Origin of the sequence: Flavobacterium limnosediminis JC2902 (genome assembly GCF_000498535.1) — a bacterium.
GTDB classification, from domain to species: Bacteria; Bacteroidota; Bacteroidia; order Flavobacteriales; family Flavobacteriaceae; genus Flavobacterium; species Flavobacterium limnosediminis.
The window spans coordinates 209,192-221,894 of sequence record NZ_AVGG01000002.1 but is presented as its reverse complement, the minus strand read 5'-3'; the positions used below and the strand labels follow the sequence as shown (position 1 = coordinate 221,894).

Sequence of the window (12,703 nt, the reverse complement as noted above, 5' to 3'; positions counted from 1 at the left end):
GCCTTACTTTTGATCTGATTTTAACAAAATGAAAATAAATAAGCACATTAGTTTTGTTTTAGCTATGCTGATATTGGTTTCCAATGTCGGACTGGCGTTCAATGTGCATTATTGCGGCGGTGAATTGGCCGAAATTTCATTGGACTACAAAAAATCGGAACCCTGCGAAGTAAAGGAAATTGAAAAACAGGAAACGTGTTGTGCTTCTTCCGATGAGCATGATACCTGCTGTTCCAACAGTAAAGTTGATTTGAAAAAATCACTTTCCGATGAAGTAATCGTAAAAAGTTTTCAGTTAGATTTAGGGGTTTTTACTTTCGTTGAAGGATGGAAAGCACCGGAAGCGCTGATTAATCTTGCGGAAAATAATTTAAAAAGCGATACTCCGTCGTTTTATTGCGACAGTAATGCGCCGCCACTCTACAAACTCTATTGCCAATACCTCTTCTACGACAGATTTTAATGTTTTCAGATTTTCCGATTTAATCGGAACCAATTCCTATTGAAACATTAAAATCAAAATCATGTATAAATATATTATGGTTTTCCTTATGCTGTCAGCCAATGCTGTATTCGCTCAGGAAAACGTGTCGGGAACCGTAACCGACGAAAAAAATAATCCTTTATCCGGGGCTTCAGTAATCTGGAAGGGAACCGAAAAAGGAACGGCTACAGACGATAACGGATTTTTCAGCCTGCCGATGAATCCGGGAAGCCACGAAATAACCGTGAGTTATATGGGGTATCAAAGTATTTCGCTGATGGTTCACGAGCCAAAGGAAATCAAAGTACAGTTGCAGCCTAATAAAAGTCTGGATGAAGTAGTGGTAACCACCAAGCGAAACTCGCTTCAGAAATCCTATGTAAAAACGGCCAATGTAACCACGATGAGCAGTAAAGAACTGCTAAAGGCAGCCTGTTGTAACCTTTCGGAAAGTTTCGAAACCAATCCGTCCATCGATGTGAATTTCTCGGATGCCGTTTCCGGTAGCAAACAAATTAAAATGTTGGGATTAACCAGTCCGTACATTTTAATTGCCGAAGAAAATATTCCTTCGGTTCGAGGTGCTTCCCAAGCCTATGGACTGTCTTTTATCCCGGGAACCTGGGTAGAAAGTATCCAGATTACAAAAGGAGCGGGAAGTGTGGTAAACGGCTACGAGAGTATTTCGGGACAGATTAACACCGAGTTGATCAAACCCGCTAACGACATTCCGTTTTACTTAAACGCGTACGGTTCAACCGACAGTCGTTTCGAACTGAATACACATTTCAACAAAAAATTCACCGATAAACTAAGCAGCAGCTTGTTTGTTCACGGTAGTACCCGCGCCTCCAAAAAGGATATGAACGACGACGGATTTTTGGACAATCCGCTGGGAAATCAGATCAACATCATGAACCGTTGGCAGTACAACAATCTGGAAAAAGGTTGGGTAAGCTTCCTGAATGTCCGTTACATGAAGGACGAGAAACAAGCGGGTCAGGTAGCGTTCGATCCGGATACCGACAGAGGAACTACCAATGCCTGGGGATCCGAAATCAACACCGAAAAAATGGAGGTTTCTTCTAAATTAGGGTACGTTTTTCCGGATATGCCTTGGCAGAGTATCGGTTTTCAAAACTCGTTTAACTATCACAGTCAGGAATCGTATTTCGGTTTAAACCAATACAATATTCAGCAAAACAGTTTCTATTCCAACCTGATTTTTAATTCGATTATCACTAACACGCTGAATAAATTCGCCACCGGATTAAATTTTACTTCCGATGATTACAACGAATTTGTAACGGTGGGAACGCCAATGGATGTGAGCCGAAGAGACAATTCCTTAGGCGCATTTTTCGAGTACACCTATGATAACACTGATAATTTTAGTTTGGTGGCCGGAGCTCGTTTTGATATGCACAACCGTTTGGGTGCTTTTTTCACGCCAAGGGTTCACGTGCGTTATAATCCGTGGAAGAAAGCAGTATTGCGGGTTTCGGCGGGAAGAGGAAAACGCAGCGCTAATATTTTTGCAGAAAACCAAAACCTTTTCGCCAGTTCAAGAATTTTCTCGGTAACCAATGCTAACGGAAATATCTACGGATTGGATCCCGAAATTGCCTGGAATTACGGACTGAGCTTTATGCAGGGATTCCAGTTGTTTGGTAAAAAAGCGGAAGTAACGCTGGATTACTACCGAACGGATTTCCAGAATCAGGCGGTAGTAGATGTTGATAAGAGTCCGCAGGAAGTCGTTTTTCACAATTTAGACGGGAAGTCGTATGCAAACAGTTTGCAAATTGATTTTAACGTTGATCTGATGACACATCTGTCGGTTCGTACGGCATATAAATTCTACGATATCAAAACCGATTATCTGTCAGGTACTTTGGAACGCCCGTTACAGGCAAGACACCGGTTTTTTACCAATCTGGCTTACGAAACCCATATCAAGGAAAAAGGAAAACAATGGAAATTCGATTTTACTTACAACTGGATGGGGAAACAGCGTTTGCCAAATACGTCGACCAATCCGGAACCCTATAAACTGAATGAATTCTCGAATCCGTTTTCGGTCATGAATGCTCAGGTTACCCGAACTTTCTCAAGCGTGTTTGAAGTCTATGTGGGAGGGGAGAACATTGGAGATTATCAACAAAAAAATGCTATCTTAGGGGCAGATAATCCGTTTGGCCCATATTTTGATAGCTCAATGATATATGCGCCTGTTTTCGGACAAATGTATTATGCCGGAATCCGATTTAAAATTAAATAAGTTACAAATTATAAAAAATAAGACATTATGAAAAATATGCTAATGATACTGTTGGTTTCTCTTTTCGGATTCGCAGTACAGGCTCAGGAAAAGAAAAGCAAAAATGCCAAATACGATGTAGAGGTGAAAGGCAACTGCGAGATGTGTAAAAAACGTATCGAAAAAGCGGCGTATTCTGTTCCCGGAGTAAAATCGGCGGTTTGGCATTCCGATGATCAGATTTTGCATTTGGTTTTTAATGAACAGAAGTGCTCAGCAATGGATGTGGAAAAAGCAGTAGCAAATGCGGGACACGACACCAAGGATGTTAAAAGCCCCGAAGAGTCGTATAACAAACTTCACGAATGTTGTCAGTATGATAGAAAGTAAATTTTCACAAAGTATAAAATCGCCTCAAACTGCTGAGGCTTTTTTTTTAGTGTGAAAAAAGTGTGTGACTTTCAGTGTCGTAAAAATCATCGTTTCTGGTGGATTGTGCTCGTTTGATGACTTTTGTTATTGAAAATGTATATGTTTTTGTATTGCTACTAATAAAAAAATATACTTGTATATCATTCCGTTATGGGTAATTTTGCATCTTTTTAAAAACGAGTACGAAAGCCATGACGACGGGACGGTAAAAATCAAAGGATTGGAAAAACACAAGCCGCTTTCAAATCATAAATTCGCCGGAAGAAAATTGGCAACTAACTAAAAGAAAAGATATGAGAACAGGAAGATATTTGGTAGTCCTTTTGGGGCTGCTGGCTTTCATTATGCCTCAAAGTTCCGAGGCTCAGGTTAAATCGCACAATAATGATATTTGGTTTCATTATTTCGGTAAAAACATGTTGAGTAAAAAAACGTCATTTTCATTTGAAACCACCATGCGGTATGCTAATGGATTATCTGAAAAACAACAGTGGTTCATCAGACCATCATTTGATTATCAGTTAACCAAAACTTTCATAGGCAGCGTAGGATATTCGCATTATAACACATATGTATACGGTGATCCGGCTATGAATAAAACGGAAATTCCTGAAGATCATGTTTGGGTTCAGGGTACTTATGTTGCTAATTCCGGCAATTTCAAATTTACGCACCGTTTGAGGGATGAGAACCGATTCGTGGGTGTAGCGGTTAAAAATAATGAAGGTGATTATGAGGTAGATCATTATGACTACAGAAACCGACTTCGGTATATGTTTTTAGCTACTTATCCTTTGGTGGCTTCCAATGGCGTGACGAAACTCTCTGCTATAGCAGGCGATGAGGTTTTCGTGAACATTGGTGCCAATGCAGGAAAGACATTTTTAAATCAGAACCGGTTAATTGCCGGTTTAGGATACAATTTCAATAAGCATCATCAGGTGCAATTGTGCTTCATTCATCAGTATATCTGGAATTATCCGAATACGATCCAGGAAAGCAATCCAACACTGCGCCTTTCTTATGTAACCAATTTTGATTTGTAAGTTGTTGCGTTCGTTAATTAAAAAGCCGTTCAGAATTTCTGAACGGCTTTTGTTTTTACGGTATCTCGATAATTTTTGTCTCGGATATTAATTGTCCGTCGGAGGATATTCCTTCGATAACTACTTTAAGGGATTTCAGATAGTAATTTGGAATTGAAAAATTGAATATTCCGTTTTCGTCCGTTTCAACATAAGGTTCCCAATGAATTGTTCCGAAATTTATAAATCCTTCGTTGTTGTAGCTAGTGTATTTCGGATTTACAAATTGTTTTGTTTTTTCGAAACCATTTTTTATAAGGAAAGATTGCGAATTGATTTTTGTTTTTGAATTTCCGCCGATTGTCTTTTTGGTGTAAATACGGATAATCCCGTTGGATGCATCCATACCGCCGCCATAGCCGCTTTTATTTATGTAGATTTCATCCACAAATTTAAGGTTGTAGCCAATGAGCTGATTAAAGTCGGAGACAGGAACATCGTCCATATAAACGGCAGGGCTTTTTGATCCTAGGAAAGAGGTAACTCTTCGTCCTAAAATTTTCGCTGAACCACCATCGTAGCTAACATCGTATCCGTTCGCGGCTATAAATTGCAGAATATCTCTGGACCAATCAGCATCAGAAATTTTATAGCCTTTCGACATCGAGTTGTTGAAACGTTTTACATTAGTAAGTTTCGGTCCTTTAGTTTTTGCAACAATGCTTACGCTGTCCAATTGGATGGTATTGGCAATCTTAGGAAAAGAATAGTCCGATGTGTTCGGATTTGCAGTAACTGCAAGAGGACAGTCTTTTAAGTTGTTTTTAAAAGGTTTGATGAAAAGTCGGTTATTGTTTAAAATCTGGGATGCCGATTTTAGTTCATACATCTGGTCTTTTTTGTTTAGAAGTGAAAAATGAACCAAGGTGGAATCGGAAACCAAAATGTTTTTAAAATAGAATTCGTTTTTGTCGTTTATTAATGAGACTTCACTCAGTCCTGATGTCAACGAGCTCATCTGTACTTTAGAAGCTTTGTCTTTTACTGGAATATTGATGGTCCCCTTAATGGTTAATCCGCTGTCAAAATCAAATTTTTCTTTAGGTGCTGTGGTTAGTATGTTTTGCCAATTATATTTTGACTTTTGGCACATCAGGTAAGTGTCTAATTCATAATGTTTTCTCTTTGAAAAATTGGAAAGGAAATAATTTCCGTGTGTGGATTTTTCACTTAACTGGTTGTCCAAAAGAAAGGAATTGTACATCGTTTTCTTGTCGCTTAAGGACTTGGTGTCGTTTGGTAAGACAGAAATGCTCAACGTACCTGACAGTATCGTGCTTGTTCCGCTGATAAAGAGGGAGTCGTTTTGTTTTTTTATAATTTTAAGACCGATGTTACGATCAAACTTCCAAGGCTTGTAAATGATTCTTTCTGCAATTTTTTTCTGGTTTTTATCAACTAAATAAATCGCGTTTACACCATCCATGAAATTTTCATTTGGCAAAGCCAATAATTGTTCCGTGCTGTTTTCTTTGAATGAAAAGGGAACATAAGATGTAAAATCATCCTGTTGTATAACGAGTGTCAGAGGTTCGTTTTTATATTCAGCTAAACTGGCAGTGTTTGTTTTTACCTTTATCGTCGTTTTGTTCCCAAAAGTGTAATTATTGGTTGAAAAAGCTATTCCTGTAGCTGTTGGAATCGGCAGGATTTTTTCGGTTTTCGTATCGTTAATTTTAAAGACGGCCTTATACAATACATTTTTTGTCTGAACGATTTCAAATTTACCATAACCCAAGTCATTAGTGCTGAAATTTGTAATAGTGACTCCCTGTGGGTCGATGATTTCCCCGTCCTTTACGCTTAGGCCGTTTCCGTTGCAATCGGCAATCCTGATTGCAACAGTGTTGGATGTTCCTTCCAAGAACACGGTACTTTCCGGGAAGAATTCCGTAGTTATGGTATTGTAGTTGATGGTATCGGTGTTGGGGATTGTTTTACCGTCATTCGGATTGATGATTTTAAGTTCGAAAACCGAAGACTCATCCTCCGCAAAATTATTCATGTAGTTGGTGTACACCTGAAGGTAATAAGTGCCGGTACTCAGATTCTCGTCTACTTTGATGTTTCCTTCAAAAATACTGTTATCGGCATAAAACAAATAGGTTTTGATTTTGGTTCCTTTTTCGTCGTACAATGCAATGTTAACATTTGTAGTGGGCAAATAAGGTTTTTTACTTTTCTTTTCGATGATGTATCCTTTAAACCAAATTTCATCTTTTGGAAGGAATACATTTTTGTTCAGGTGAAGGTGGATGTTTTCCCTGTCCATTTTGAAATACTCAGTAAAGGCATCGCTTATTTTATCTGTAATATTGCCTTTTTCTGCCTGAGAAAACGCCGTGTTTTGTAACGCCAGCATAGAGAGTATAAGAAGTGTTTTTCTAAATTTCATTTAGTGTAAGTATTATCTCGCGAAGATATAAAAAAACTGCCTGAATTTTACTCCAGACAGTTTTATAACAAAAAATTATTTTTTAAAGATTACATCATGCCGGGCACTCTGTCTCCTCATTTCTTTCTGATTTCTTTCCCAGAAGTATTTACGGGATTTCAATATTTTTTGTTTCTGAAATTAAATGCCCGTCTGAGGATATTCCTTCAATGACTACCTTAACGGTTTTTAGGGAGCAATTCGGAATGGTAAATCTGAAGGATCCCTTTTCGTCCGTGCCAACATCGGGATCCCAATGAATTGTTCCGAAGTTTATAAATCCGTCATCGGTATAATTGGTGTACTTCGGATTTATATAGCGGTTGATTTTATGAAATCCATTTTTGACTAAAAAAGATTGCGAATGGATTTTTAACTTAGAACTTTTAAACATTGTCTTTTTTGTATAAATTCGAATTATACCGTTGCAATCATCCATTCCGCCACCATACCCGTCTTTGTTTACGTAAATTTCATCAACATATCGCAGAGAGTAGTTACGAAGTATATTGAAGTCTAAAACAGGTACATCGTCCCAGTATATTTTAGGCATTTTTGAGCCTTTCCAAGAAGTGGGTTTAATGCCTAAAATTCGTACCGTATCGTATTCAATAGAAACAATATATCCGTTTGCGGCAATAAATTGTAAAATGTCTCTGTCGGACTCAGCTTCCAAAATTTTAAAACCCTTTGCCATGTCGTTGTTGAAACGTTTTGCATGTGTAAGTTTCGGTCCTTTTTTTTTCACAACGATACTCATGCTGTCCAATTGAATGGCAGGATTAATCTTTGGAAACGAATAATCGGAAGTTTTCGCATCGTTCGAAAATGTTAAAAGGCATTTTTTTTGTTCACTTTTAAAAGGTTTTATGAAAGGTCTGTTGTTGTTTAAAACCTGGGTAACTAATTTTGTTTCGGAAATTTGTCCTTTTTTGTCCAATAATGAAAAATGAACCAGAGTCGAATCGGAGACTAAAATGTTTTTAAAATAAAATTCATTTTTATCGTTGATTAAAGAGACTTCTTCCAGCCCGGATGTCAATGAACTCATCTGCACTTTGGAGGCCTTATCTTTGACAGGAATATTGATGGTTCCCTTAATGGTTAATCCGCTGTCAAAATCAAAGTTTTCCTTAGGTGGTGTGTTTAGGATGTTTTGCCAATTGTATTTCGATTTTTGACAAATCAGATAAGTATCCAGTTCGTAGTGTTTCTTTTTTGAAAAATCGGAAAGATAATAATTTTCATTTGTGGTTTTTTCGTTTAATTGGTTGTCTAACAATAGCGAACTGTAGATTGTTTTCTTGTCAGTTATTGACTTGGTGTCGTTTGGTAGAACAGAAATGCTCAGCGTTCCTGATCGGATTGCACCGGTACCGCCGATAAGAATGGAATCATTTTGTTTCCGAATGACTTTCAGGTCTATATTACGGTCAAAATTTAAAGGTTTAAATAGTATCCTTTCGGCAATTTTTTTATGATTTTTATCCACCAGATAAAGTGCATTGATTCCGGGTTTGAAATTTTCATTCGGCAAAGTGAATAATTGTTCCGTACTGTTTTTTGTGAGTGAAAAAGGGAAGAAGGAACTGTAATTATTCTGTTGGATAACAAGCGTTATAGGTTCGTTCGTGTATTGGGCCAGACTGTTCGTGTTGGTTTTGATCTTTAAAGTAGTTTTGTCTTCAAAAGTGTAATTGTTAGCTGAAAAAGTTATCCCCGCAGCTGATGGCATTGGTAGGAATTTCTCGGTTTTGGTATCGTTAATTTTAAAAACGGCCTTATATAGTAGGTTTTTTGTCTGAACGATTTCAAATTTCCCGTAACCCAATTCATTGGTACTGAAATTTGTAATAATGACTCCCTTAGGGTCGATAATTTCCCCATCCTTTACGCTTATGCCGTTCCCGCTGCAATCGGTGATTTTGATTGCAATCGTGTTGGATGTTCCCTCTAAAAACACACTGCTTTCCGGGAAGAATTCCGTGGTTACCGTGTTGTAGTTGATGGTATTGGTGTTGGGGATTGTTTTACCGTCATTCGGATTGATGATTTTAAGTTCGAAAACCGAAGACTCATCTTCCGCGAAATTATTCATGTAATTGGTGTACGCCTGAAGGTAATATGTGCCGGTACTTAGATTCTCGTCTGGTTTAATGTTTCCTTCAAAAATACCGTTATCGGCATAAAATAAACAGGTTTTGATTTTGGTTCCTTTTTCATCGTGCAATGCAATGAGAACATTCGTCGTAGGTAAATACGGTTTTTTGCTTTTTTTTTCGATGATGTACCCCTTAAACCAAATTTCATCATTTGTCAGGAAAACATTTTTGTTCAGGTGAAGATGAATGTTTTCTCTGTCCAGTTTGAAATATTCTGTAAGTGCGTTTCCTGTTTTTTCACTGCTTTGACCGGTTTCTGCCTGAGAAAAGCTAAGGTTTTGTAATAAAAGGGTTAGAAATAGCGGAAGTATTTCTTTAAGTTTCATAGCATGTAGGTTTTGTCTTGCTAAGATATAGATTTTTATGTAGGTTTTATCTTTCTGTGATAAAAAAAATACTGCCTGAATTTTACTTCAGGCAGTATTGAAAAAAATATCTTTTTTGAAGATTACATCATGCCGGGCATTCCGCCACCCATTGGCATTCCGCCACCTGCGTTTTCTTCCTTGATTTCAACTAGGGCGCATTCGGTGGTTAAAATCATTCCTGCTACCGATGCCGCATTTTCCAGTGCTACACGAGTTACTTTTTTAGGATCGATGATTCCAGCTTTCAACATGTCTACATATTCGTCGGTTTTGGCATTATATCCGAAGTCATCTTTTCCTTCAGCCACTTTTGCCACAACCACGGAACCTTCCAAACCAGCATTTTCAACGATGGTTCTTAATGGCGCTTCGACAGCACGGGATACAATCTGGATTCCTGTTGCTTCATCAGCATTGTCGGCCTTGATTTGATCTAATACTTTTTTAGCTCTTAATAAGGCAACACCACCGCCGGCAACGATTCCTTCTTCAACAGCCGCACGGGTTGCATGTAAAGCGTCGTCCACACGGTCTTTTTTCTCTTTCATTTCCACTTCTGAAGCAGCACCAACGTAAAGAACAGCCACACCTCCGGCTAATTTTGCCAAACGTTCCTGTAATTTTTCCTTGTCGTATTCGGAAGTTGAAGTTTCCATTTGCGCTTTGATTTGGTTCACACGATTTTTAATCATTTCGTGATCTCCGCTTCCGCTTACTACAGTCGTGTTGTCTTTGTCGATGGTAACGCGTTTGCACGTTCCTAACATCTCTAAAGTTGTGTGCTCCAATGTGAAGCCTCTTTCTTCAGAAATAACAGTTCCTCCTGTTAAGATGGCAATGTCTTCCAGCATGGCTTTTCTTCGGTCTCCGAATCCAGGTGCTTTAACGGCAGCGATTTTCAAGGCACCGCGCAATTTGTTAACCACCAAAGTGGAAAGGGCTTCGCCGTCTACATCTTCAGCAATGATTAACAATGGTTTTCCGGATTGTGCTACCGGTTCCAATATCGGAAGTAATTCTTTTAAAGAGGATACTTTTTTGTCGTATAATAAGATGTACGGATTTTCCAATTCCGCTTCCATTTTTTCCGGGTTTGTTACGAAATAAGGGGATAGATAACCTCTGTCGAATTGCATTCCTTCCACCACATCTACGTAAGTATCGGTTCCTTTTGCTTCTTCCACAGTGATTACACCTTCTTTACCAACTTTTCCGAAAGCCATAGCAATAAGTTCACCGATAACATCGTCGTTATTCGCCGAAATAGAAGCTACCTGTTTGATTTTGTCTGTAGAACTGCCTACTTCCTTCGCTTGTTTCTGTAAGTCGGCTACAATAGCTTCAACCGCTTTGTCGATACCGCGTTTTAAATCCATCGGATTGGCTCCGGCCGCTACGTTTTTCAAACCTTCTTTAACGATGGCCTGTGCTAAAACGGTTGCGGTTGTAGTTCCGTCACCCGCTAAATCGTTGGTTTTCGATGCTACTTCTTTTACCATTTGTGCACCCATGTTTTCAAGGGTGTCTTTCAATTCGATTTCTTTCGCAACCGAAACACCGTCTTTGGTAACGGTTGGTGCTCCAAAGGATTTACTGATGATTACGTTACGTCCTTTTGGACCTAAAGTAACTTTTACCGCATTTGCCAATGCATCCACACCACGTTTTAAACCGTCGCGTGCTTCAATGTCGAATTTTATATCTTTTGCCATTTTATGTGTATTTGTTGATTCGTTATTTGGTTGTTTTGGATTAAATAATTGCAAGAATGTCGTCCTCACGCATAATCAGGTAATCTTTGCCTTCAAATTTCAAATCGGTTCCGGCATATTTTCCGTATAGAACAGTATCACCAACTTTTACAGTCATCGTATGATCTTTTGTTCCGTTTCCTACAGCAACAACTGTCCCTTTTTGAGGTTTTTCTTTTGCGGTGTCTGGGATGAAGATTCCGGAGGCAGTTTGTGTTTCTGCTGCCATTGGTTCTACAAGAACTCGGTCTGAAAGCGGTTTAATGGTTAATGCCATAATTATATTTTTTTATGTTATTAATTTTTTGATGTTTTCTTTTTTTTCAGAAATTATGCCAATGCTTTTAAACTGACAAATTTACCAAATAAAAAATGCCAGCACTGACAGGCTGGCATTTTAAAAGTATTTTTCAGATGATTATTTTGCGGCTTCTTCTGTAGCGGCCGGTTGAGCAGCATCAGTAGCAGCCGGAGCTTCTTGTTTTGCAGCTTCCGGAGTTGCTGGTGCAGCCGGTGCCGGCGCAGCAACTGGAGCAGTAGCATTGTTGTCAATAATTTTTGAACCGCTATCACCAAGGTTTCCTGTAAAGCTTAAACTTGATAATAAGATTAAAGCGATTAATAAACCGGCTAATGTCCAAGTACTTTTGTCAAGGAAATCATTTGTTTTTTGAACGCCACCCATCATTTGAGATCCTCCGATAGAAGAAGATAATCCTCCTCCTTTAGGGTTTTGAACCATAACTACCACTACAAGTAAAAAACATACGATTGTGATTAACACTAAAAAAATTGAAAACATATTATAATTCTTTAATTATTGTTTTGTTGTAAAAGTCTAATATCCGAAATTCGGTCTGCAAAGAAACTACTTTTTTCCGGATATTTCAAAATTAATATTTCATAAGCTTGTATGGCTTTCTGATATTTTTTCTGTTCCAGGTAAACTTTGGCTAAGGTTTCGGTCATCAAATAGGAGTTGTCCTGTGTGGATTTCTCAATATTTATAGGGGTTACAGGCGCGTTTTTAACTGAAATTATTTTTGGATTGCTTTCGATAAACTTGTCGATTAATTCCAGTTTTTTCTTTTTTTCATTGTCAGATTCTGTCTCCTGAGGTTCGTTTTCTCTTTCAATCGGAGTGATTTTTGCCAATTGAAGCCATTCCTGGAACGAATGTTTTTCCTGTTCGGAGAATTCCAATGGCTTTCCTATTTCGAGTTTTTCCTCAACGGTTTCGGGTTTTTTCTCTTCAACTGGAGTTGGTTCACTCGAAACTGTTTCAGAGGCCGCTTCCGGTTCGGCAATTTGTATGGAAGAAAGGATGGATTGCTCCAAAGGATTGATTTTGGGATGCACTTCAATGTTTTCCGAAACGACAATTTTGTATTGATTCACAATAATGTCGTTTATAGCGGCTTCTTTTTCTTCCCAAAAAGCCTTTTGAATGGAGATGAAATTTTCAGACGTGATAAATTCAAATAGAACACTTCGATCAGTGGTATACGCCGCTGTTTTTTTTAGTTCCTGATTGTAACGGAAACTTTTTTGATTGTGAAGCCCTTTCAGATAAATGGCTCTGACCGACTGGAAATAAGGGAACTCATTCAAAACTGTTTCCAGTTCGACGATCTGCCTTGCTTTCAGGGAGTCGGGTTTACTGATCAGGTATGTTAAATCGGTTACGTTCAAAAGTTTAATGTTTCAGTTTTCAGTGTTCAGTGTTC

General features: G+C 38.4%; 11 protein-coding genes. 5 read left to right on the top strand and 6 right to left on the bottom strand.

What is annotated here, in order from left to right:
• Positions 1-28 precede the first annotated feature (28 nt).
• From FLJC2902T_RS03740 to FLJC2902T_RS03725, 5 genes are all read left to right on the top strand, one after another.
• Positions 29-463 carry an HYC_CC_PP family protein gene (locus FLJC2902T_RS03740; RefSeq protein ID WP_023578446.1) on the top strand — a complete coding sequence of 145 codons (435 nt, stop codon included), beginning with the start codon at positions 29-31 and terminating at the stop codon, positions 461-463.
• 61 nt (positions 464-524) lie between these two features.
• Positions 525-2,765: a TonB-dependent receptor gene (locus FLJC2902T_RS03735; protein WP_035677051.1), complete on the top strand. Its 2,241-nt coding sequence runs from the start codon at positions 525-527 to the stop codon at positions 2,763-2,765.
• Positions 2,766-2,792: 27 nt separating this feature from the next.
• On the top strand, positions 2,793-3,134 hold the full coding sequence (locus tag FLJC2902T_RS03730; RefSeq protein WP_023578444.1) for a heavy-metal-associated domain-containing protein: 342 nt from the start codon (positions 2,793-2,795) through the stop codon (positions 3,132-3,134).
• Between the two features lie 175 nt (positions 3,135-3,309).
• On the top strand, positions 3,310-3,459 hold the full coding sequence (locus FLJC2902T_RS16205) for a hypothetical protein (protein ID WP_023578443.1): 150 nt from the start codon (positions 3,310-3,312) through the stop codon (positions 3,457-3,459).
• A gap of 10 nt (positions 3,460-3,469) precedes the next feature.
• Complete coding sequence (locus FLJC2902T_RS03725; protein ID WP_023578442.1) at positions 3,470-4,222, top strand: DUF2490 domain-containing protein; 753 nt, start codon at positions 3,470-3,472, stop codon at positions 4,220-4,222.
• 55 nt (positions 4,223-4,277) lie between these two features.
• On the opposite strand, the gene FLJC2902T_RS03720 is transcribed toward FLJC2902T_RS03725, so the two are convergent.
• The 6 genes from FLJC2902T_RS03720 to FLJC2902T_RS03695 all read right to left on the bottom strand — a co-directional run bounded on the left by FLJC2902T_RS03720 (position 4,278) and on the right by FLJC2902T_RS03695 (position 12,668).
• Entirely contained in the window at positions 4,278-6,656 is a 2,379-nt protein-coding gene (locus tag FLJC2902T_RS03720; RefSeq protein ID WP_155958851.1) for a hypothetical protein, read from the bottom strand.
• 148 nt (positions 6,657-6,804) lie between these two features.
• On the bottom strand, positions 6,805-9,183 hold the full coding sequence (locus FLJC2902T_RS03715; RefSeq protein WP_023578440.1) for a hypothetical protein: 2,379 nt from the start codon (positions 9,181-9,183) through the stop codon (positions 6,805-6,807).
• A 122-nt stretch (positions 9,184-9,305) separates the two neighbouring features.
• Positions 9,306-10,937 carry a chaperonin GroEL gene (groL, locus tag FLJC2902T_RS03710; protein WP_023578439.1) on the bottom strand — a complete coding sequence of 544 codons (1,632 nt, stop codon included), beginning with the start codon at positions 10,935-10,937 and terminating at the stop codon, positions 9,306-9,308.
• A gap of 40 nt (positions 10,938-10,977) precedes the next feature.
• Positions 10,978-11,253, bottom strand: coding sequence for a co-chaperone GroES (locus FLJC2902T_RS03705; protein ID WP_023578438.1), 276 nt, complete (start codon positions 11,251-11,253; stop codon positions 10,978-10,980).
• 141 nt (positions 11,254-11,394) lie between these two features.
• On the bottom strand, positions 11,395-11,778 hold the full coding sequence (gene secG, locus FLJC2902T_RS03700) for a preprotein translocase subunit SecG (protein WP_035677050.1): 384 nt from the start codon (positions 11,776-11,778) through the stop codon (positions 11,395-11,397).
• Between the two features lie 11 nt (positions 11,779-11,789).
• Positions 11,790-12,668: a tetratricopeptide repeat protein gene (locus FLJC2902T_RS03695; protein ID WP_023578436.1), complete on the bottom strand. Its 879-nt coding sequence runs from the start codon at positions 12,666-12,668 to the stop codon at positions 11,790-11,792.
• Positions 12,669-12,703: the final 35 nt, after the last annotated feature.